This is a genomic window from Marinitoga piezophila KA3, from assembly GCF_000255135.1.
GTDB classification, from domain to species: domain Bacteria; phylum Thermotogota; class Thermotogae; order Petrotogales; family Petrotogaceae; genus Marinitoga; species Marinitoga piezophila.
The window spans coordinates 1,017,289-1,039,982 of sequence record NC_016751.1 but is presented as its reverse complement, the minus strand read 5'-3'; the positions used below and the strand labels follow the sequence as shown (position 1 = coordinate 1,039,982).

The 22,694-nt window shown below is 30.6% G+C and carries 18 protein-coding genes; 14 read left to right on the top strand and 4 right to left on the bottom strand.

What is annotated here, in order from left to right; translation table 11 throughout:
• Window positions 1-57: 57 nt before the first annotated feature.
• Window positions 58-1,734, bottom strand: a complete 1,677-nt coding sequence (locus MARPI_RS05025; protein WP_014296509.1) for an ABC transporter substrate-binding protein — start codon at window positions 1,732-1,734, stop codon at window positions 58-60.
• Window positions 1,735-1,953: 219 nt separating this feature from the next.
• Between MARPI_RS05025 and MARPI_RS05020 the strand changes: the two genes are divergently transcribed.
• Window positions 1,954-3,477, top strand: a complete 1,524-nt coding sequence (locus tag MARPI_RS05020; protein WP_041638515.1) for an AAA-like domain-containing protein — start codon at window positions 1,954-1,956, stop codon at window positions 3,475-3,477.
• A gap of 57 nt (window positions 3,478-3,534) precedes the next feature.
• Here MARPI_RS05020 and MARPI_RS05015 read toward each other — a convergent pair whose 3' ends face one another.
• Window positions 3,535-4,611 carry a hypothetical protein gene (locus MARPI_RS05015; RefSeq protein ID WP_014296507.1) on the bottom strand — a complete coding sequence of 359 codons (1,077 nt, stop codon included), beginning with the start codon at window positions 4,609-4,611 and terminating at the stop codon, window positions 3,535-3,537.
• A gap of 264 nt (window positions 4,612-4,875) precedes the next feature.
• Between MARPI_RS05015 and MARPI_RS05010 the strand changes: the two genes are divergently transcribed.
• Genes MARPI_RS05010 through MARPI_RS04985 form a run of 6 tightly spaced genes read left to right on the top strand, consistent with a single transcriptional unit; the run spans window position 4,876 to window position 11,722 of the window.
• A complete protein-coding gene (locus tag MARPI_RS05010) occupies window positions 4,876-5,976 on the top strand; it encodes an ROK family transcriptional regulator (protein WP_014296506.1) in 1,101 nt (366 codons plus the stop codon).
• 2 nt (window positions 5,977-5,978) lie between these two features.
• The gene (locus tag MARPI_RS05005; RefSeq protein ID WP_014296505.1) at window positions 5,979-7,394 is read left to right on the top strand and encodes a glycoside hydrolase family 3 protein; all 1,416 of its coding nucleotides are present in this window, start codon (window positions 5,979-5,981) and stop codon (window positions 7,392-7,394) included.
• 30 nt (window positions 7,395-7,424) lie between these two features.
• A complete protein-coding gene (locus tag MARPI_RS05000) occupies window positions 7,425-8,633 on the top strand; it encodes an extracellular solute-binding protein (protein ID WP_014296504.1) in 1,209 nt (402 codons plus the stop codon).
• Between the two features lie 52 nt (window positions 8,634-8,685).
• Window positions 8,686-9,561, top strand: coding sequence for a carbohydrate ABC transporter permease (locus MARPI_RS04995; RefSeq protein ID WP_014296503.1), 876 nt, complete (start codon window positions 8,686-8,688; stop codon window positions 9,559-9,561).
• Complete coding sequence (locus tag MARPI_RS04990; RefSeq protein WP_014296502.1) at window positions 9,561-10,796, top strand: carbohydrate ABC transporter permease; 1,236 nt, start codon at window positions 9,561-9,563, stop codon at window positions 10,794-10,796. Before MARPI_RS04995 ends, MARPI_RS04990 begins: the two co-directional genes overlap by 1 nt.
• The gene (locus MARPI_RS04985) at window positions 10,793-11,722 is read left to right on the top strand and encodes an SIS domain-containing protein (protein WP_014296501.1); all 930 of its coding nucleotides are present in this window, start codon (window positions 10,793-10,795) and stop codon (window positions 11,720-11,722) included. The genes MARPI_RS04990 and MARPI_RS04985 overlap by 4 nt, the downstream gene beginning before the upstream one ends.
• Before the next feature lie 32 nt (window positions 11,723-11,754).
• On the opposite strand, the gene MARPI_RS04980 is transcribed toward MARPI_RS04985, so the two are convergent.
• Entirely contained in the window at window positions 11,755-12,975 is a 1,221-nt protein-coding gene (locus MARPI_RS04980; RefSeq protein ID WP_014296500.1) for an aminopeptidase, read from the bottom strand.
• Window positions 12,976-13,178: 203 nt separating this feature from the next.
• Between MARPI_RS04980 and nuoE the strand changes: the two genes are divergently transcribed.
• From nuoE to MARPI_RS11110, 3 genes are read left to right on the top strand one after another with little or no spacing between them, the layout of a single operon-like run.
• Complete coding sequence (gene nuoE, locus MARPI_RS04975) at window positions 13,179-13,598, top strand: NADH-quinone oxidoreductase subunit NuoE (RefSeq protein WP_014296499.1); 420 nt, start codon at window positions 13,179-13,181, stop codon at window positions 13,596-13,598.
• A 15-nt stretch (window positions 13,599-13,613) separates the two neighbouring features.
• Window positions 13,614-14,822, top strand: a complete 1,209-nt coding sequence (locus tag MARPI_RS11115; protein WP_014296498.1) for a complex I 51 kDa subunit family protein — start codon at window positions 13,614-13,616, stop codon at window positions 14,820-14,822.
• A complete protein-coding gene (locus tag MARPI_RS11110; protein ID WP_014296497.1) occupies window positions 14,823-16,532 on the top strand; it encodes an NADH-dependent [FeFe] hydrogenase, group A6 in 1,710 nt (569 codons plus the stop codon). It abuts the gene before it with no gap.
• A gap of 47 nt (window positions 16,533-16,579) precedes the next feature.
• Here the strand turns inward: MARPI_RS11110 and MARPI_RS04960 are convergent, their stop codons facing one another.
• Window positions 16,580-18,049, bottom strand: a complete 1,470-nt coding sequence (locus MARPI_RS04960) for a hypothetical protein (RefSeq protein WP_014296496.1) — start codon at window positions 18,047-18,049, stop codon at window positions 16,580-16,582.
• Window positions 18,050-18,206: 157 nt separating this feature from the next.
• Between MARPI_RS04960 and MARPI_RS04955 the strand changes: the two genes are divergently transcribed.
• The 4 genes from MARPI_RS04955 (at window position 18,207) to MARPI_RS04940 (ending at window position 22,626) form a co-directional block, all read left to right on the top strand.
• On the top strand, window positions 18,207-18,482 hold the full coding sequence (locus tag MARPI_RS04955) for a hypothetical protein (protein WP_014296495.1): 276 nt from the start codon (window positions 18,207-18,209) through the stop codon (window positions 18,480-18,482).
• The gene (locus tag MARPI_RS04950) at window positions 18,476-20,140 is read left to right on the top strand and encodes a LytS/YhcK type 5TM receptor domain-containing protein (RefSeq protein WP_014296494.1); all 1,665 of its coding nucleotides are present in this window, start codon (window positions 18,476-18,478) and stop codon (window positions 20,138-20,140) included. Before MARPI_RS04955 ends, MARPI_RS04950 begins: the two co-directional genes overlap by 7 nt.
• A gap of 1 nt (window position 20,141) precedes the next feature.
• Complete coding sequence (locus MARPI_RS04945) at window positions 20,142-20,819, top strand: LytR/AlgR family response regulator transcription factor (RefSeq protein WP_232223928.1); 678 nt, start codon at window positions 20,142-20,144, stop codon at window positions 20,817-20,819.
• Window positions 20,820-20,931: 112 nt separating this feature from the next.
• On the top strand, window positions 20,932-22,626 hold the full coding sequence (locus MARPI_RS04940; RefSeq protein ID WP_014296492.1) for a carbon starvation CstA family protein: 1,695 nt from the start codon (window positions 20,932-20,934) through the stop codon (window positions 22,624-22,626).
• Window positions 22,627-22,694 lie beyond the last annotated feature (68 nt).

Sequence of the window (22,694 nt, the reverse complement as noted above, 5' to 3'; positions counted from 1 at the left end):
TGCCAGGTGGCCTGACAGCCGAAATATTGAGGACAAAGTATATGAAGAAACTTATAATTACTTAGCTTTTAAGTTTAATAAGATTTTTACTGCTCCAAACTGCCATTGTCCTGGCCAGCTACATGGATAACCATAAGGATTATTTTCATCTGGCCAATTTTCCCATGCATAAGTACTTGCCTGGAACCACAATCCGTTGTGCCATACAGGAATTGCTGGCATTTCTTTTAATAAGATTTTTTCTGCTTCTGAGAATAGTTCCTTTAATTTTGCTTCTTCTGAGAAAGGTGTTTTGTTTATTTCTTTTATAAGTGAGAACAATTTTTCATTTTCATATCTTCCAAAGTTTCCATCCCACATTTCATCCATAATCAATGGATTTGCTACAAAATTTAATAATGTCCATGGTGAAACAGAACTTGTTGAACCGTAATCATTAATGAGCATATCAAAGTTTCCTGTTGACATATCTTCTTCATATTTACCCTGATCAGGGAATTTTGCTTCAGCTTTAATTCCAACCTTTCTTAAATCTTCAGCAATTGATTTTACTGATTCCATCCAGTCTGTCCAGCCATATGGAACAACTATTAATAAATCAATTGTGCTACCATCTGGCAAATCTCTCCAGCCATCACCGTTTCTATCTACATATCCTGCTTCATCCAATAATTTCTTTGCTGTTGCTGGTGAATAATTAAATCCATATTTTTCTAAAACCTTTTTGTCTTCGTATTTTTTCCATGCAGGTGTTGGCAAGAAACCAAGTGAATCTGCTGCAATAACCTGATTTTCATAAACTTTATTAACTATATTCTGCTTATCAATTGCATAAGCTACGGCTTTTCTGAATTGTGCATTGTCCATAGGTGGTTTCTTTGTGTTCATGAATAAATATGCTGTACTTGAAGATAACATATATGGAGATTCTTTATACCATGTTTTAATATTTTCATAAATTTTTGCAAGTCTTGGTATTCCAGGAAGGAAGAAGTTACTCCAATCAAGAGTTCCCTGTAATAACATACCAAGTGCAACGTTGTTACTTGAAATAACAATTTCAATTACCCTTTTTGGAACGGGTTTTCCAAATACTTCATTACCCCACCAATCGTCATTTCTAACAAAGATACATCTATCCTGACTCCAGCCTTCGACCTTATACATACCAGAACCAACAGGATATTCATTTGCACCTTCTATGATTTCATTTTTTGATTTGTTTTTCCATATGTGTTCTGGCAAAATAGGAATACTGTATAAATTTACTTCCCATGAATGATAAGATGGTTCTTTAAAAATGAATCTTACTTTATTGTTGCTTCCGAGCTCAATTCTGTCAAGACTTTCCCAGAGATTGTGATAATAAACATCTTCATATTTCTTACCAAGCTCAAATGTAAATTTCACATCCTGAGTTGTAAATTTTTTCCCATCGCTCCATTTTAAATTATCTCTTAATGTTATTTCATATGTGTTTTTATCTACCCATTTTCCATCTTTTACAAGCCATGGTTCCATTTGACCTGTAATTGGATCATAGTTGAAAAGTGTTTCATAAACTAACCCTATCGTCCCTGAGACTGAACCCCATGGAAGGAATGGATTCCAGTTACTTGGTGGTTCCCATAATCCTCCCCCAACGTACAAAGTTTCATTTCTTGCATATCTTGCACCAAAAAAAGTACTTACTAACAATACCAATATTCCCAAGGTTACCATAACTTTTTTCATAAGATTCCCCCCTTATAAAATTTCAACGTTTTCATTCTCTCATGAAAATATTTACATTCCAAACAAGAAAAAATGAAAAAATTTTCCATTTCATATAGAAAAAAGACAATAAAAAAACTTAAATGTGTTTCTTTGAAATTTTTAAAATATTTATTTAAATTAGAATAAGCATATTGTGATATAATATTTATGCCTATTTACTGTGTGGAGGTGGAAATGATGAGGACGTTTTGTACATCAGGACCTGTTGATAAGAAAACATGTTATTATGTTGAAAGACCGGATATAATGGCAGAATCACTTAATCATATAGAAAACTGGAGATACTTTACAGTATCTGCACCGAGACAGAGCGGGAAAACCACGTTATTAAATGATATAGTTGAGAAGATAAAGGATAAATATATAACCATTTTTTTATCCTTTGAAGATTATAAAAATATGAAAACGGAAGAAGAGTTTATAGAAACCTTTTATGAAGAAATAATAGAAGAAGCAGAAAAATACAATATAACTCTTGAAACAAAACCTCAAAAAATAAGAATGATAAAAAATATATTTGAGGAGATATATAAAAAAACCGGAAAAGAAGTAGTATTAATGATAGATGAATTTGAAAAATTAAATAATGAGGAAATAATGAATACATTATTGCATGTAATAAGAAAAATATATCATAAAAAAGAGATGTACAAACTTCGAAGTGTAATATTAATCAGTGTAAGTTATTTAAGCGGAGTATTAGAAGACAACGCCAGTCCATTTAATATAGCAGAACATATGGAAGTACCATACTTTACAAAAGAACAGGTATATGACTTACTTTCACAACATGAAAAGGAAACAGGACAATTATTCGATGAAAAGGTAAAAGAATTAATATGGCATAATGCAGCAGGGCAACCTGGACTAACCAATGGTCTTGCATATGATTTAGTGGTAAAAAAAGCAAAAGGAGAAAAGATAATAACAGAAAAGCATTTTGAAAAAACATTATATGACTATATAAAAAAATACATAGACAAAAATATGGAAAATATAATATCAAAAGCACACGAAGAAAAAGAAATAGTAATGCAGATACTATTTGAACCAGAAAGCGTTGAATTTGATATAAGTGATGAAAGAATAAAATTTCTGTATTTACATGGAGTAATAGATGATTGTGAAGGGAAATGTTGTGTAAAAGTACCGTTATACTACAAAAAATTATATAATCATTTCAAACCAAAAATAAATGGAGAAAGAAAAAAAATATTAGAATATGAAGATAATCTGAAAAAATATATAGATAAAGACGGAAACTTAAAACTCAATGAGTTATTCAAAAGATATATAGAGTATATAAAAAGCAGAGGAGCTGTAATGTTCAAAGGCAGAAATTATTATGAAGGAGTATATCAATACAATTTGGATCAATTTTTAAGTACATACATGGGATTGCTTGATGGGAAAGTATATCCAGAAACACAGATAGGTGGAGGAAGAATAGATTTAATGGTAATGTATAAAGAAAAAGAATATCTAATAGAAGTAAAGGCAAATATAATAAAATACGAATATGAAATAGCAAAAAAACAATTAGTAGAATATTTAAAAAGAAGTGGTTTAAAAGAAGGCTGGCTTGTGATATATTCAGAAGCAATAGAGGATTTCAAACATGAAATAGAAGAAATAGAAGGAGTAAAAATCAATGTATGGTTTATAAAAACGAATTTTGAAAGTCCATCGAAAGTGAATTAAAATAACCCTTCCAGAATTTCTGGAAGGGTTATTTTAATTGATATTCGAAATATAATTTTACCTGGCAATTTTATAAAGACCATAATAAGTCAAAATATAGATATTGTCATTGATAATATTGAAATCAAGAGCACCGTCATTTAATTCAAGAAGATCCTCTATTTTGTTATTATTAATATCAAAAGTTAGTAGTTTTCCATTATATTTATTTTGAGAAAGAATGTAAATCTTATCATTTCTTATCTTCATTTTGTATTGATAAGCGGAATAATTTAAATTAATTGTCTTTTTTAATTTTCCATTTATGTTGAGAATAATTAAATCATTATAACTTGTAGTGAAAAATATTTCTTTATTATACACAATAATATTTGAATTTATATATGGCTTGAAATCTTTAAAGTTATTATAAACATCGAAAATATTGAATATGAAATTGGTATGATTGTTTCCAAGTTTTTTTGAATACAGTTTTTCATCAATAGCAAATATAACATTATTTTCATAGAAAGCAGGGAATCCGAAACTTAAATGTTCGTTTTTTATACTGGCACTTTCCATTAATTCATGAGAAAGTGCATTATTTTTATAAATAGCTTTATGAATTCCAAAATTATCTTTAATTGCCAAATATAAATTATCATCTATGATTTTGGAAGAGGTATTATACGGCAATTTGGATAAGAAATTTTTAGACAGAACATTTAATATAATTTGCCTTTTTTCCAGTCTTACTGAGTATATTAAATTATTCATAAGCATTAATAGAGTGCCATTATTTAATTTTGAAAACAAAATAGGTGGAGTTTTTAAATTAAATTTTTTCATAGTATAAAGCGTTCCATCAGCATTGAGAAATATTAATTTGTTATCCATTGTTGTAAATGCAATTTTGTTGTTTACAGGATATATCTGTAAAATTTGGTTCGTGGAATTATAAATCCATTCAATCTCGCTTTTCATGTTGATTTTTATAATTTCATTTTGAAGATTTCCAAGATATATATTATTAAAATCATCTACTATTATATTATGAAAGTTAGAAAATTTATCAAATTTATATATGTAGCCTTTTGCCAATAATACCTGAAAAGTTAGAACTATCAAAATAATAACAAAAAAAGTTTTTTTCATTTTTCCACTCCTTTCATTAATTTAAATTAAAGATGAAACTATATTTATTATAATAAAAAATATTAAAAAAAGTCAATGGTTCTTAAAAAAATCCATTTATTTTGAAATATTGGAAAAATGCTATTATTAATGTTATTTGAATTTTTTTTATAATTATGTTATATTTAAGTTGGTTGGTTGCATCAAGCAACTAACTAAAAATAAAACAACTAAAAAAGAATTGAAATTCGATTAGAAAATTATAAAATACATGGAGTGATTTAGATGATAAGAATTACCGATTCATTAATAAAAACATTGAATTTTATATGGAAAAAGGAAAAGACATATTTAATGGAAATTTCAAAAGAAACAGGTTTGGAAAAATCCACAGTTTCTCGTTCTTTGAATAAATTAAAAGATTTGAATTTAATAAAAAAGGTTGATGAATTATCTTCTACACCTCAAGGAGGAAGAAAAACAACTGTATTTCAATTTGCTTATTCAATAGGGCATATCCTTGGAATATCTGTTGAACAGGATGGTATTGAAGTTGCTTTGACTGATCTTGCAGGAAAGGTTATTTCTTCAAAAAGGATAAGCGTAATGATTAATGAAGAAAATATCATTTCTCAATTAAATAACGTTATTGAAAGTTACAGCGAACTGGATATATATGGCATTGGAATATCTCTTCCGGGTATTATTGATTCTAAAAATGGAAAGATTATATATTCCAAGGCTTTGAATATTAGAAACTTTAATCTTGTTTCAAAGATTGAGAGAAAGGATAATATCCCTGTTTATATTGAAAATGACAGTAATTGTGGGGCCTTATACTTTAATTTATGTAACAGGGAAAAATCGAAAAACATTTTATATTTTCATATTTCAATTCCATATTATGTTAACGACGGAACCGGTATAGGTGTTGGAATAATCATTAAAAACAGATTATATCATGGAAGTAATAATTATGCCGGTGAAGTTGAAATAAAAAAGGCCATGATTAATGATGAAAAGAGAATATCTTTTGAAGAGTTAAGAAACTATCCAATTGAAAAATTATTGGATAATTCCAGAGAATTTCTTGATTATTATTCAGAAAAGATTTCCAATTTTATCAGTGTATTTGATCCAGATACTGTATTAATAGGTGGAAATATCGTTTTGCTTGATAATGAATTTCTTGATGTGTTTATAAGTCAAATAAAAGAAAAAGTATTTATGTTTGAAAATAGAAATATTTATCTTAATCATACATCTTCTAAAGACTTTTTAACTTCGCGTGGAGCGGCTTCTTTGATATTACACAAGATGTTTTCCACTAAAAATGGTGCAGAAAAGTTCCTTGAAATATACTATAACATGAAAAAGAGGCGATAGGAATGAATTATGGGAAATTGTTCTTTTTAGGTTTTCCAGATGGATTGGATGACGAAGCAATTGAGATTATAAAAGAATATAAACCTGCTGGAGTAATATTATATCCAGGAAATATGAGAAGTATAGAAGAATTGCAGATTTCCATGGACAAATTATATTCACTTGATTTTCCGTTATTAATTACCTCCGACCATGAAGGCGGCCAGCTTGAGACAGTTCCGGGAATACTTTCTTCCCCTGGAAATTATTCTATTGGAAAGGTTAACGCCCCGGAATATGCATATGAGTATGGAAAATATTCCGGGGATAAATTAAAAGAATATGGTTTTAATATGGTTTTTTCTCCAGTTTTAGATGTTTTGCACAGAGATTCAAGTGCGGTTACTGGCTTTAGAATTTTTTCCGATGATCCGAGAAAGGTTGCAGAATTTGGTAAAGAATATATCAGGGGATTGTTAGATTCAGGTATTTTACCAACAGCAAAGCATTTTCCCGGTCATGGAAAGGCCATTCAGGATTCACATGAAGAAACTCCTGTAATCGATGATTTTTCATTTGAAGATGAAGATATTTTTCCATTTGAAGAAGCAATAAATACTGGAATTGAAATGATTATGACAGCCCATATTATCTATAAATCCCTGGACAAAGAGCTGGCTACAGTTTCAAAAAAAATATTGACGGATTTATTGCGTGAAAAGCTTAAATATAATGGTCTTGTAATTAGCGATGCCATTGAAATGAAAGCGTATTATAATAATTATTTTCCTGAAAAAGGCGTAAAGATGTTCTTTAATAATGGCGGAGATATCTTATTAATAGCAGAAGCAAGGGAAAACTTTAAACCTATATATAATGCCTTTATAAATGCAGTTGAGAATGGAGAAATTGATAAAAAACTTCTTAAAAACAAAATAGAAAAGATTGAGAAATTGCAAAAAAAGTATTATACATCGGAGTATAAGGGAAGTTTTTTGAATAAAATAGCAAGAAAGGCATTAAAGGTAAGTTTAAACGAGAAGTTTGAGTTAAAAAATCCTGCGATTTTTATTCCAAAACCAAAAAATCTCAGTCAGGCAGATACAACGGCAAATGACTTAAAGATTCTTGAAGAACTGGTAAAATTTGAATTTAAAGATGCAAATGTATATTCATATGATCCTGTTACAGGTGAAACGGAAGAAGAAAAATTTGAAGGTAATATTGCAATTTCTTTTGTGCTTGATTCATTTAGATTTTCAGAACAATTGCGATTGCAAAAAAGATTGAAGAGACAATTTAAAAAGGTTATTTATGTAATTATCAGAAATGATCAGGATGAAGAATTATATGAAAGCGATAATCATATAGTTACCTATTCAACGAAATTAATATCCATTTATCAGGCAATACGCGTAATTAAGGAACATCAAATATAAAATCACCAAATTTAAAGGGGAGGTATTTGTATGAAAAAGTTGTTTTTGGTATTGGTATTGAGTTTATTGGTAGTTTTCTCATTTGGTAAAACCAAGATAACATTCTGGGGGTTTATGCTTGATGATGAATCATCAGCAAAGATTCTTGGTCAATTTATGAAGGAAAATCCTGATATTGAAGTGGAGTATGTACAGTTATCATGGTCAAATGGTTTTGATAAAATTGTTACAGCTATTGCAGCAAATAATGCACCAGATGTTGTTGAACTTGGAAACACATGGGTTGCAAACTTTGCAAGTCAAAAAACTATTATGAATATGGACGATTATGCAGCAAAAGAAAAGGATCATTATTTTGGCTGGACTTCAGTTGAATATGATGGCCATTATTGGGCAATGCCATGGTTATTGGGAACAAGAGCTTTATTCTTTAATTTAGACTTATTTGAAAGAGCAGGACTTGATCCAAATAATCCACCAGAAACATGGGAAGAATTATATGTTGCAGCACAGAAAATCGATGCTTTAGGTGATGATATTTATGGATTTGGTATGCCAGCTGGTGAAAATTTCAGTCCATGGCAGCAATGGTTCTTACCAGCAGTATGGGGAAATGAAGCATCAATTCTCTCAAAGGATATGAAAAAATCATTATTATATTCAACAAAGGTTATAGAAACTGCAAAATTCTATAAAGCATTATCAAAATATTCATTAAAGACAAAACAGGCAGATTTAGCAAAAGCATTTGGAGAAGGAAAATTAGGTATGTATGTAAGTGGAGCATGGGATATTTCAGGAATTGAAAACAATTATCCAAATATATTATTTGATGTAACATTAATACCAAAACCAAACAAATGGAGCGGTTATCATGCATCATTTGCCGGAGCAGAAGTATTGGCAATTACAGAACAGTCAAAGCATAAAGAAGCAGCTATGAAATTAGTAAAATACTTATTAAAGTCAGACGTTGCAATGCAGATTACAAAATTAGTACCTTCAGTATTCCCTTCAGTAGTTGGAGCAGATAAGGATCCATGGTTTGAAGACCATCCAATGCATCAGGTATTCTATGAACAAAACAAATATGCAAGACCAGCACCTTCACATCCACAATGGTTCAAGATTCAGCAATATTTAACAGAAGCTATAGAAAAAATGATTTTAGAAGATCAGGATGTAGAAAGCACATTAAGATATTATAACCTCAAGATACAGCAAGTATTGAATCATTAAGAAAATTGCCTGCGTAGAGCCACCTACGCAGGCCTTTTAAGGAGTTGAAAAAATGAAAAAGAAAACACGATATAATTTAGAAACTCTTATATTGCTTTCGCCATTTTTAATAATATTTATGGTTTTTGGAATATTTCCAATAGGATATTCCTTTTTTATGAGTTTTACCAATTATACAGGATTAAATCCACATTTTGATTTTGTTGGATTTTCAAATTATACACGTGCATTTAGCGATGAAGTCTTTTTAAAGGCTTTAAAAAACACGTTTATATTTGTAATTGGAACTATTCCATTTACCACAACATTTTCTCTTATACTTGCTGTATTAATCAACAGTAAGTCATTGCCTTTAAAAGATTTATTTAAGGCTGGATTTTTTCTGCCTTCAGTAATATCCATGGTTGTTATATCAACAATATGGATATATCTATACAGCGCAAATGGATTTTTCAATCAAATGTTGCCGTTAATAGGAATAAAACCTCTTGGGACAAGCTGGCTTGCATCTACAAAAACAGCATTGCTCGCAATAATGATTATGGATATATGGGCAGCTATAGGTTATTATACCATATTATTCCTTGCAGGATTGCAAAGTATTCCTGGTGAGGTTTATGAAGCTGCATCAATAGACGGTGCTTCAAAAATACAGACATTTTTTTCTATAACATTACCTTTATTAAAACCAACTATGTTTTTCATTATATCCTTGAATACAATTAGATCATTTCAGATATTTGCAGAAATCTTCACCATGACAGGTGGAGGACCATCAAATGCCACACAGACAGTGGTACATTATCTCTATCAAACTTCGTTTAGGCAATTTGATATGGGTTATGCTTCTGCAATAGCATATATCTTAATGACGATAATTCTTATATTCACCATTATACAGAAGCGCCTGCTTAGGAGTGATATATAATGAAGAGATTTACATTTCTTTTGATTATGTTTGTTTTACTTGGAATCTCCCTATTTCCATTATTAACAATGTTTTTTACTGCAATAATTCCGCAGGGAAATTTAACACATGTGATTACTGAGAAATATCTTAATGATTTTGAGATTAAGTATATTCGTTATGTAAAAAGAAAAGTAAAAACATATAATGGCGCTAAAATAGGATTAGTAAAGGATTCTCCAGAAAGCACACAGAGTTTAAAGGTTTTAATCACAGGTGAAAACCAAAAAATAGCTCTTCTTACAAATGATATGGATTTAAGAGTTATGAAAACACTGGATTTTTATATAAAATCAGATAATGTAAAAGCTTTTGATATGCAGTTTTATGATATTGATGGCAATTATTCTGATATTAAGGTTGAAATTAATAATGATTCAAATAAATGGCAGAAAGTTTCAATTAGTTCAAAAAATATTAGCAAAAATGGTGTAAACTTGAAACACATAACCAAAATAGCATTTTTATTTAACACTAAAAATGCCACTGTTTATCTTGATGATTTTAAGATAAAATACAAATTCCCAACGATGCTAAATTTTGTAAACGTCTGGAAAGAAAATATGTTTGGGCGATATATGTTTAATAGTTTTATAATAGCTATTTTTGCAGTTGTTGGAAATATAATATTCTCTACAATGGTGGCATATGCATTTGCTCGAAGAGAATTTTTTGGAAAAAATGTGTTATTTTTAATAGTATTGGCAACTATGATGATTCCCCCTCAGGTTACCATAATACCAATATTTATCCTTATGAAAAACTTTGGATGGATTGATACCTATTATTCCCTAATCGTCCCGTTTCTTGTAACCCCATTTGGAATATTCTTATTAAAACAGTACATAGAACAACTCCCTATAGAGCTTGAACAGGCAGCATATGTGGATGGCGCAAATACCTTTCAGGTATTGTTCCATGTAATATTCCCATTGTCAAAACCAGCGCTTGCGGTTATGGGAATAAATACCTTTATCAGTTCATGGAATATGCTGTTTTATCCATTGGTAATGACTACTTCAAAGGAAATGAGAACTGTTCAGGTTGGTCTTGCATTATTCCAGAAGTTCAATCAGGTTGAATGGCCAACATTAATGGCAGCATCATCGATTATAGGAATACCGGTTATAATTGCATTTTTGATTTTCCAGAAACACATTATAGCCGGAATAACACAAGGGGCGGTGAAAGGATGAAAGGTGAAAAAACTTTAAGGGAAATAGAAAGAATACCGGAATTATTAAAACATACAAAGGAATTTGATTTTTCATTTGAAAAAGATAAAAAATATACCTTTGTAGGATGCGGTTCTTCATATAATCTTGGATACATTACAACAGAAATGCTAAGAAAAAATGGATATAATGCCGAAATAATTTCAGGTGGAAATGTAATAGTATTTGATAAGGTTCCAGAAAGCGATGTTGCAATATTCCTATCAAGAACAGGAGAATCAACAGAAACAGTGAAGGCTGTAGAGCATTTTAAAAAAAGAAAGATAAAGACCATAGGTATTACATGTGAAAAGAATTCAACACTTACAAAGGTATGCGATGAAAGTTTTGTTTTTGATTTTGCCAATGAAGAAAGCGTGGTAATGACAGGTTCTTTTGTGTTTATATTAAACTTTTTATTAAATGGTATAGAAAAGCATGAGCTTTCAAATGAATCAATTGAAGTGGTAAAGAATGTGGAAAGCATAATAGACAAAATAGACTTAAAAAAATTCAGCCATTTTGTATTTTTAGGTTTTGAAGAACAATATGGAATTTCTAAAGAAGGCGCTTTAAAGATTCAAGAAATGGCTATACAAAATGTGGAATTTCATGAGCCATTGGAATATAGACATGGACCAAAATCATTGGTTACGGATAAAACGCTTGTTATAATAAATTCAAAGGATACAAAAGAAGAAAGAATACTTGCAGAAGAATTAAGGGTAATGGAAGCCGAAGTGATTTTTGTAGGAGAAAATGGTGATTTAAAGATACCATATAAGAATGGATTTGAAAGTCCCCTCAAAATGATACTTCCGCAATATCTTGGATACAAAAAAGCTTTAACAGAAGGTCATAATCCAGATAAACCAAGAAATCTCAGCAAATCTGTTATTTTAGAATAAAAATACCCGGAGAAAACCTCCGGGTATTTTTATTATATTGCCCATTTTCCATTTTTCATAATTAATTCTTCTTTTCCGTCTTTTATTCCATAAACATCTAATTCTTCATTTCCAATCATAAAGTCTACATGTGTAATACTGGTATTTAAACCATGTTCTTTTAATTCTTCCTCAGACATTTTTGTTCCATCTTTAATACATATTGGATAAGCCTTTCCAAATGCAAAGTGTGAAGCGGCATTTTCATCAAAAAGCGTATTATAGAAAATAGTATTGAGTTGATAAATTGGTGAATCTACAGGGACAAGAGCCACTTCGCCAAGGTAGCTTGCGCCTTCATCAAGTGAAATTGCCTGTTTTAATACGTCTTCACCTTTTTCAGCAGTTACCTTTACGATTTTTCCGTCCTTAAATTCCATTGTAAACCCATCTATAATATTTCCGCCATAAACTAAAGGTTTGCTGTTTCTAACATATCCATTTATCTTATCTTTATGTGGAGCACTAAAAACCTCTTCCGTTGGAATGTTTGGTAAAAATACGGTTCCATCTACATTTTTTTGTGTTCCTGCAACCCAAATATGATTTTCCGGCATTCCAACCATTAAATCTGTTCCTGGCCCTTTGTATCTTAAATATTCATACTGTCTTTTATTTAAAAATTCCGTTCTTTTATTAAGATTTTCTATGTGTTTATTCCATAATTCCACAGGATCATCATTTTCATTAACCCTTATAGTTTTTAATATAGCATTCCATAAATCTTCAACGGGATTTGTGGATTCAGGGAAAACCTTTTTAGCCCATTTTTCATTAGGGACTGCCACAACAGACCAACTTACCTTTCCTGACATAATTTCTTTTGATACCTCTTTCATTGCCATTTGATTTGCTTTGGAGAATTTTCCTATAATTTCTGGAGGTATTTCCTTAAAAAGATCTGGATCTGAGCTAATTACACTGAGGAAAGCCCCTTTTTCGTCACAGAAAAATTTTGCTGCTTCAACTTCCCAACTGTGAACCTCCTCAATAATTTCTTCAGGTGCATTTTTTAATTTTAAAAAGGTTATATATTCATCACTATATCTAACATATACCTCTTTTGCCCCGGCTTCATAAGCCTTTTCAGCGATTAATCTTGAAAATTCAACAGCGTCTACAGAGGTTCTTAACAATAATCTCTGTCCTTTTTGAATATTTACGCCAACCCTCACAGCAAGTTCAGCATATTTTTCCAATAATTTTCTATCCATAATACACCTCTTTCTTTATAATATGAAATTACTTTTATTATAACATATAACTTCTGCCATCAATATAATCAGAATAAGTGGAAAAATGCACAATATTAAACTTTTATTATTTTTTATTACTTCTCAATGCAAATAAATGAATATAATCACAATAGTATTTTTTTTAATAAAGTGCTAATATTGAATTAAGGGGGTGAAAAAACATGGAAAAATTCTATGAAAAACCGCTTCTTGATGAGTTGCATGAAATTCAAAACACATATGGGTATATTCCAGAAGAACAGATTATCAGAATTGCAAAAAAAAGAGGTATGCCAAAATCTGAATTATATGGTGTAATAACTTTTTATTCAATGTTTCACACTAAACCACGTGGTCGTTATATAATTCGTGTATGTAATAGTCTATCCTGCCATTTAAATAACAGTAAAAATGTAGTTGAAATGATTAAAGAATATTTAGGGATTGACTCGGGAGAAACAACAAAGGATAGAAAATTTACACTTGAAATTGTTGAATGCTTGGGACATTGTGGTGAGGGACCTGTAATGATGATAAACAACAAAATATATACCAAAGTTACACCACAACAGGCAGTTTCATTATTAAAAAACTGTATATAAAGGTGGTGAGAATATATGATAGAAGAAAAGATTTTTTTAAAAACTGACTTGAAAAAAACACCAGAAGAATATGAATACTTAGGGTTGAAAAACTCTTTGAAATTAATGCCAGAAGAAATTGTGAAAAAAATAACCGAATCTGGGTTGCGTGGAAGAGGTGGAGCAGGATTTCCAACAGGAAGAAAATGGCAATACGCCCTTGCTCAGGAAAATGATGTGAAATTTTTAATTTGTAATGCTGATGAGGGAGAACCAGGTACATTTAAAGACAGATTTTTATTGGAAAATATGCCATTTAAGGTACTTGAAGGAATCATTATAGCTGCTTATGCTGTAAAAGCAAATTACGGATATATTTATATTAGAGGTGAGTATTCAAAGGCTATAGAAATATTTGAAAAAACTATTAAAGATGCATATCATAGTGGGTTATTAGGAAAAGATATTTTGGGAAGCGGATTTGACTTTGAATTGAAACTGGTAAAGGGTGCAGGTGCATATGTTTGTGGTGACGAAACATCATTAATAAATTCAATAGAGGGTAAAAGAGGATTTTCAAGAATTAAACCTCCATATCCAGTTCAAGAAGGGTTATTTGGAAAACCAACTGTGGTAAATAATGTTGAAACATTAGCAACAGTTGCGGAGATTATGAAATATGAAGATAATGTATATGCCAGATTAGGAACTGAAAAAAGTAGAGGAACAAAACTTATATCAATAAATGGAGATGTTAAAGTTCCAGATGTGTATGAAATTGAATTTGGTAGTTGTACAATAAGGGAAATAGTGGAATTAGCAGGAGGACCTATTGAAGAATTAAACTTTGTAGTTCCAGGAGGTATAGCTACTTCAATATTAAAGGATAATGAGATTAATGTTAGATATACCTATGAAGATCTCGAAGCAGCTGGAAGTTCTATTGGCTCTGGCGGAATGATAGTAGTATCCAAAAATCATGATTTAATTGAAATATTGCTGAATGTATCGGAATTTTTTGTAAAAGAGACATGTGGAACTTGTTTCCCCTGCCGTGAAGGAAATAGGAATATCAAAGAGATATTATTGAAATTAAAAAGAAATGGCTATAATGATGAATATAAAAAGATAATAGGTGAATTAAAAGAATCTATTATGCTCGCTGCGAGATGTGGATTTGGACAATCTTCAGTTAATTTTATCTATTCTGTTCTTGATAAATTTTTTAAAGAAGAGGTGATTTAAATGAGAATCACTATAAATAATAGAGAATATGATATGCCAGAAGGAATTACTATTCTTGAAGCTGTAAAAAAAGCAAATATAAAAATACCAACATTGTGCTATATAGAAGGTATGGAGCCATATGGCGGATGTAGATTGTGCGTTGTTGAGGTTGAGGGTTCAAAAACATTAGTTCCATCATGTGCCGTGAAGATTTCTGAAGGGATGAAGATAAAAACACATTCTGAAAAGGTAAGAAGAGTTAGAAGAACGATAATGCAGTTGATAATAGCTTCTCATGGTATTAGTTGTGAATTGAATTGTTTGACATGTTCAAAAGCTACATCATGTGAATTAAAGGAAATTGCTGAAGAAATAGGAGTTACAAAGGTTAATATTCCACCAGTTGAGAAAAACCTTGTTTCTGATTATTCCAGTTATGCAATTGTTAGAGAACCCACAAAATGTATAGTTTGCGGAAGATGTATAAGAGCTTGCTCTAATATACAAAGTGTTAATATTTTCACATTCGCTGATAGAGGTCCAAATACAATAGTAACTACATTTATGGATGAAGGTATGGGAAATGTAGATTGTACAAATTGTGGTCAATGTGTAATGAATTGTCCTACGGGTGCATTACATGAGGTTTATCATATAGATGGTGTTTGGAATGCATTAAATGATCCGGAAAAAGTAACCATAGTTCAAACTGCACCCGCAGTTAGAGTAGCTATAGGAGAACCATTTGGTATGGAGCCTGGAACAATTTCAACAGGTAAACTCGTAGCAGCTTTAAGATTGTTGGGATTTGATAAGGTATTTGATACTAATTTTACTGCAGATTTGACTATTGTTGAGGAAGGAACTGAATTTATACATAGATTTAAAGAAGGGGGAAAGCTTCCGTTATTTACTTCATGTAGTCCTGGCTGGATTAAGTTTATAGAACACAATTATCCTGAATATCTTCCTCATCTGTCTTCAGCAAAATCTCCACAACAGATGTTTGGTGCTGTTGCCAAACATTATTATGCAAAAAAATTGGGTATTCCGAAGGAAAAATTAGTAGTGGTATCGATAATGCCATGTACAGCGAAAAAATATGAAATGAACAGACCAGAACATGCTGGAGATGTAGATTTTGTATTGACGACAAGAGAATTAGCCAAGATGATAAAAGAGTCAGGAATAGACTTTAAAAATCTACCTGAAGAGGAATATGATAATCCATTTGGCATATCAACAGGTGCTGGAGCAATATTCGGCGCATCAGGTGGTGTTATGGAAGCCGCTTTGAGAACAGCGTATGAAATATTAACAGGAAGAGAGCTTGAAAAGCTTGATTTTACTGCTGTTAGAGGTTTGGATATGGTAAAAGAAGCCGAGGTTGAAATAAATGGAAAGATTATAAAAGTAGCTGTTGTAAATACCTTGGGTGCAGCAAGAAAATTGCTTGAAAGAATGAAAAATGGCGAAGTGGAATATCATTTTGTAGAATTTATGGCATGTCCGGGTGGATGTATAGGTGGTGGCGGACAACCAATTCCTACAACAGAAGAAATTTTATTAAAGAGAATGGAAGCAATTTATGAAATTGATTATGGTTCAAAATTAAGAAAATCACACGAAAATCCTGCTGTAAAAGAATTGTATAAAGAATTTTTAGGTGAACCAAATAGTGAAATAGCCCATCATCTCCTTCATACTCATTATGTTGCCAGAAATTAATAAAATCCCCGATTGATATTTATCAATCGGGGATTTTTATATAATGTTTATTCGATTAAATTTCCGTCTTTGTTAAATTTAAATTTTTGATCATTTAAAGCAATTCCAATAGAACTTATTATTACATTATTATAAGTTTCTCCATTATATTCATATGTTCCAACAAATGCGCCATTGGCAAAATGACCTTTAAATGTGCCACCGTTTTTAAGTTTTATTACAAGTTCATTATCCACAATCTGGAAACTTTCTATATTGGAATCTTCGCTTGAAGCATCTCCTTTAGTAATTGATTTATCTGTAGCTTCAAACCATTGCCAGCCTATACTAAAGACATAATTATCATTTGAATCCTTTTTCAAAGAGACATAATATCCATTTCCAGTATCATTACCATTCCAGAACTTTTTAATAGTTCCTTCATATTCTGCAGTATTTTCTCCTGTTTCTTCTAATTCAATAATTTCCTTATATGAGAAATTATTTTCGCTTATATTTTCTGGTGAATCCCACCATTCCATAAATACTTTCTTATAATGCGTAAGATTATTTTCTGAACCAGTGGCATCTATAGTTACATCATCACTTGCAGAATACCAGATTACGCCTATATTTCCAGTTGCTGTAAAGGATTTTGTTGTTTGATCCTTTCCAACCGTTTTGAACCTAACAACAGTTTTTGTGTCGGTATCCCAGAGAAAATCCTTTTCTGTTTTGATATATGTGATACCTGAATTCATAAATATATCTTCTCCATTAATTTCTGTTGAAGATTCGGTATAAAATTCTTCTGCTGTAATTCTATTCCAGAAAGAATCAATTTCAGAAATAGTATGTGAATACCAATCTATACCTGTTGTTGTGGCAGGTTGTGGGATATTATCCGGATATAGATATTCATTTAGATTTTGCAAAATATCAGGTGCTTCAAACATTGCATATCCTACAGTAGAATCCCAATCTTCTTTTTGTTCAATAATATTTCTATTAACAACGCTACCATCTGATAATACTGTTTTATATTCTAAGAGATTTTTCAATTTGAATTCCCAGGAATTAAATGCAACCTTATATTTTTCATAATCATATTTTACAGAAAGATCAAGATAAGGATCCATATATACTTCTAAGATATATCCTGTACTTTCATCTGTTAATGTTGTAGGAGTCATATAAAATGCAGCTCTAATATGAGAATCTTTACCGTAAAAGTTATCAAAATACCCTGTATTAGGAACTCTTACGGTGTTAGAACCTGTACCTCCGTATTCAATATAAACCTGTTCAGGAGTTTTGCCAATTAAATCGGGGATATGTTCTATATTTACTGTTTTTTCTGGAATAACATCCTCTTTTTTCCCCTGAGCAAGACCAATTATTGTTTCAGCAGTTGAAATATATTCCCTTAACGGTGCGAGTGTTTCAGCAACAGGTTTTAGTGAAACTTCTTCTTTATTAAAAATACATCCTGAAAACAGAATGCTTAAAGCAAAAATAAATAATAATACTTTTTTCATAAAAATCACCTCTGATAATTTTTGTATTGATTATATTTTTAAAATTGTTCAATATTATTATACTCTTTTAATGTTAATTGAAAATTACATAAAAAGTTTTGTAAGTGGTATAATAATATAGATGAAATTAATAAAAAGATTTTGAGGGGGGATAACATTGAAGAGCTTAGTGTTATATGGTTTTGGTATAGGAGTTATAGACGTTAGAAGTATAAATAAGATAAAAGATAAGTATGAAAAAATTTATGTATTTGTATCAAAGGCGCCTCAGGGGAAGGCAAAAGAAATGCTTGATGAAATGGATTTTGTAGAAATCATTGAAACATTGAATTTTTATAAAGAAGCTAAAAGAAAAAACAAAGAACTTACTGATTCAGAAATTAAAGATCTTGGAGATTTTGGAGATAGAGCAATGATGAGGGATCCATGTTGAAGGATAGCATAAGTTTTTTATTGCTTGAAAGGGTTTCACTTATTCTTGTTATTACCTATATTATAATGCAGACATATTTTATAAAAAAGATTTTTGGCAATACTCTTGTTGTCAAAAATAAGCTTATTCTTGGAATAATTGGAGGATTTTTAGGGATTCTTGGAACAATTTTTGGAATTCCGTATAATGGTGCAATTGTAAATTATAGAGATATAGGCGTTATTCTTTCTGGAATGATTGGTGGAATGCCAGGAGGATTGGTAGCTGGCATAATTGCAGCGACGTTTAGATTGTTTTTAGGCGGAATTACCGCTGTTCCATGTTTTTTTGGAACAATATCAGCAGGTTTAATTAGTGGTTTTATATCTCAATATTATGGAAGAAAACATTTTACCTTTTTTAGAACTTTGTTTTATACAGCGGTAATAGAGATTATACATTTAACCTATGTGTTATTAATGGTAAAACCTTTCGAGGTAGCTTATAATATAACCTTTAATATATTATTCCCAATGGTTATCACAAATGCTTTAGGTGTTTCATTCCTTAATTTCATGATAATTAATATGGAAGAAAAGCTGGAATATACAACGGAAAATGCTATAAACTCAATTTTTGTAATAATGGAAAGGTCTTTGAATACAATAAAAGACGGATTCACTGAACGAAGCGCAAGAGAGATTGCAAAGACAATACTTGATAATACTTCTTTTGAAGCTGTTGCATTAACAGATAAAAAGAAAATATTAGCTCATGTTGGGATAGGTGATGACCATCATTATTCTGGAATACCAATAAAGACAGAGGCTACAAAAAAAGTAATAAAAAGCGGTCAGGGATTAAAGATAGTTGGGAAAAAGGGAATTAATTGCCCATATCCTAATTGTCCGTTATATTCGGCGATTATAGTTCCTCTTGAAAATGTAGAAGGGAAACTAATAGGGACATTGAAGCTGTATTATTCCAGAAATAATACAATAAAAAATTCAGATATAGTCTTTGGTAAAAAACTGGCACAGACACTTTCATTAATAATATCAACTGCCAAAATCAATGAAGAATTAAAAATGGCAACAGAGGAGAAATTGCGAGAATTAATGGCGAATTTAAGTCCACATTTCTTATTTAACACATTAAATGCTATAAAATATATTTCAAAGAAAGAACCTGAAAAGGTAAATAAATTTATAGACGATTTGTCAGAACTTTTGAGATATACTTTATATGAAAATAGCACGTATGTTACTCTTAATAAGGAATTGACATTTACTAAAAATTATCTTTCATTAATGAAATTAAGATTTAAGGATAAAATAAATTATAATGTTGAAGATTATGAAAAATACAGTGAAATACTTGTTCCACCTTTTATACTTCAACCTATTGTAGAAAACTCAATAAAACATGGAATGAAGGATACTATTCTAAACATAAATATACGATTTTTAGAAAAAGAAAATAGTTTTTATATTTATGTGGAAGATGATGGAAAGGGAATGTTGAATTCGAGAAAAAAGGGTAAGGGGTTGACATTAATAGAAAATAGACTAAAATCCCTGTATAATGATGATTATAATTTCTCAATAAAAAGTGGATTGTTTGGTGGGACTACTGTGGAAATAAAGATACCTAAAAAAGTAGGTGAGACAATTGATTAATGTGGCTATAATAGATGATGAATATTACGCAAGGGAATCATTAAAGGATTTAATACATGAAATGAGTGATTTTAATATTGTTGGTTGTTATGAAAGCATTGAAGAGTTTATGAAAAAATCAAAGAATAATGAAATTCACGTTATATTTTTAGACATAGAACTTCCAAAAATGAACGGAATAAAGGCAGCGAAATACTTAAATCAGCATAAAATAGTTTTTGTAACAGCATATTCGGAATATGCTGTAGATGCATTTGAGGTTAATGCTCTTGACTATATAACAAAGCCTGTCTCAGAAGAACGTTTTATTGAGACAATAAATAGAATAAAACAATTATTTACCAACACAGAAAACAAAACTACAAAATTGGCTGTTGAAGATGAAAAAGAAATAATATTTCTTGATTTTAAAGATATATATTATTTTGAATTTTTTGACAAAACCATACATGTATTTACATTTGATAATGAATATATACTTAAGCATTTTAGAAAATTTTCAGAACTATCAAAAAATTTGCCAAAAAATTTTGTAAGGATTCATAAATCGTATATTGTGAATCTTGATTATATAGAAAAATATATAAAAGAACTATCTTCTCTGGAATTGAAAAATAAAAAAATATTACCAATAGGTAAAACATATTTAAGGCATGTCAAGAAAATTTTAAATCTTTGAGTTTAGAAATTTGCCCGTTTGGGGCATTTTTTTTTACTTTTGTCGAAAAAGATGAATATTGTATGATATTTTTATAATGGTATAGTTTAAAAATTGAAAGGGGGTATTTTTAGTGAATTCGTTATTGTTGGCTATTTTAGCATTTGTAGGTTATTGGTTGGCCTATAACACATATGGCAAATGGATAGCAAAAAAGATTTTCGGTCTTAACGACAACAACCCGGTACCTTCAAAGGAATTTGAAGATGGTGTTGACTATGTTCCTACTAAAAAGCATATTTTATTGGGACACCACTTTACAACTATTGCAGGAACAGGTCCAATAGTTGGTCCAGCAATAGGTGTTATCTGGGGTTGGGTACCTGCATTTATCTGGGTATTCTTTGGTTCTATATTTATGGGTGCAGTACATGATTTTACATCACTTGTAGTTTCAGCAAGAAATCAGGGTAAAACTATAGGTGAATTAACAGGTAATTTAATTAACGAAAGAACAGCAAAGATATTCTTGATTTTAATCCAGTTCTTATTATGGATAGTTCTGGCAGTATTTGGACTTATTGTTGCATTGTTGTTTAATATGTATCCACAGTCAGTATTTCCAGTATGGATGGAAATACCTATTGCCATGTGGTTAAGTTATATGATTTATAACAAAGGTAAAAACGATACACTTTATTCAATAATTGCTGTTATTTTAATGTATGTAACTATTGGCATAGGTGTTGTTATGCCTATAAAACTTGGTGGAAATGCAATAATTACATGGATTTATATATTGATGGCATATGTTTTCATCGCTTCAACTATGCCTGTTCATAAGTTATTGCAGCCAAGGGATTATATAAATTCACATGAATTATTAATTGCTATGGGATTATTGGTTCTTGGAGTAATTATTGGACATCCAAAAATCGTTGCTCCTGCATTTCAAACAGTTCCAGATGCACCACCTATATTCCCAATTCTTTTCATAACAATAGCCTGTGGTGCAATATCAGGGTTCCATAGTTTAGCTGCTTCAGGAACTACAGTTAAACAATTGGAAAAAGAAACAGATGCTCAGATGATTGGTTACGGCGGAATGATTTTAGAAGGAGTTCTTGCAACAATTGTTATTATTGCAGTAACTGCAGGTCTTGGTATGAATGGTGGAGGCGTTGAAGCATTTACATCACATTATTCATCATGGGCAGCAGCAAGCGGTCTTGGTGCAAAATTATCAGCAGTTATCAATGGTTCAGCAAATCTTATGAACTCTTATGGCATTCCTCTTGACCTTGCAAAAACAATAATGGCTGTATTTATTGTTTCATTTGCTGGTACAACAATGGATTCATCAACAAGAATTCAAAGATTTGCATTGCAGGAATTATTCTCAAATAAAGAAGGAAAAATCATAGTTAAACCTCTTGAAAATAGATATGTTGCAACAGCAATAGTGATTCTTGCAGCAATGGGATTAGCATTGTCAACTGGAGACGGTAAAGGTGCTTTAATTCTCTGGCCAGTATTTGGTGCTTTAAATCAGTTACTTGCCAGTTTAGCATTGCTTATTGGTACTGTATATCTTGCACAGAAGAAAAAGCCAATATGGATTACAGGATTACCAATGTTATTTATGATGGTTATGACATTATATGCAACAGTATTAAACTTAAAGAAATTTATAGCAAGTAATAATAGCTTATTAATATTCATTACAGTTGCTACTCTCATTATAGCTCTCTGGATTTTTGTAGAAGGATTTATAGCTATCGCCCGTGCAGGTAAAAAAGATCTGGAAGAAGTAGAAGAAGAAATTTAATGTTATAAAGTATTTTAGGCAACCTTAAATGGTTGCCTTTTTTATTTGTTATTATTTTTGGGGGATAA

Excerpts from the sequence above, each read along its gene's own strand:
- MARPI_RS04960 (WP_014296496.1), bottom strand. The coding sequence starts at position 18,049 with ATGAAAAAAGTATTATTATTTATTTTTGCTTTAAGCATTCTGTTTTCA.
- MARPI_RS04995 (WP_014296503.1), top strand. The coding sequence starts at position 8,686 with ATGAAAAAGAAAACACGATATAATTTAGAAACTCTTATATTGCTTTCG.
- nuoE (WP_014296499.1), top strand. The coding sequence starts at position 13,179 with ATGGAAAAATTCTATGAAAAACCGCTTCTTGATGAGTTGCATGAAATT.
- MARPI_RS04985 (WP_014296501.1), top strand. The coding sequence starts at position 10,793 with ATGAAAGGTGAAAAAACTTTAAGGGAAATAGAAAGAATACCGGAATTA.
- MARPI_RS04990 (WP_014296502.1), top strand. The coding sequence starts at position 9,561 with ATGAAGAGATTTACATTTCTTTTGATTATGTTTGTTTTACTTGGAATC.
- MARPI_RS05005 (WP_014296505.1), top strand. The coding sequence starts at position 5,979 with ATGAATTATGGGAAATTGTTCTTTTTAGGTTTTCCAGATGGATTGGAT.
- MARPI_RS04980 (WP_014296500.1), bottom strand. The coding sequence starts at position 12,975 with ATGGATAGAAAATTATTGGAAAAATATGCTGAACTTGCTGTGAGGGTT.
- MARPI_RS05025 (WP_014296509.1), bottom strand. The coding sequence starts at position 1,734 with ATGAAAAAAGTTATGGTAACCTTGGGAATATTGGTATTGTTAGTAAGT.
- MARPI_RS05015 (WP_014296507.1), bottom strand. The coding sequence starts at position 4,611 with ATGAAAAAAACTTTTTTTGTTATTATTTTGATAGTTCTAACTTTTCAG.
- MARPI_RS04950 (WP_014296494.1), top strand. The coding sequence starts at position 18,476 with ATGTTGAAGGATAGCATAAGTTTTTTATTGCTTGAAAGGGTTTCACTT.
- MARPI_RS05010 (WP_014296506.1), top strand. The coding sequence starts at position 4,876 with ATGATAAGAATTACCGATTCATTAATAAAAACATTGAATTTTATATGG.
- MARPI_RS11115 (WP_014296498.1), top strand. The coding sequence starts at position 13,614 with ATGATAGAAGAAAAGATTTTTTTAAAAACTGACTTGAAAAAAACACCA.
- MARPI_RS05020 (WP_041638515.1), top strand. The coding sequence starts at position 1,954 with ATGAGGACGTTTTGTACATCAGGACCTGTTGATAAGAAAACATGTTAT.
- MARPI_RS11110 (WP_014296497.1), top strand. The coding sequence starts at position 14,823 with ATGAGAATCACTATAAATAATAGAGAATATGATATGCCAGAAGGAATT.
- MARPI_RS05000 (WP_014296504.1), top strand. The coding sequence starts at position 7,425 with ATGAAAAAGTTGTTTTTGGTATTGGTATTGAGTTTATTGGTAGTTTTC.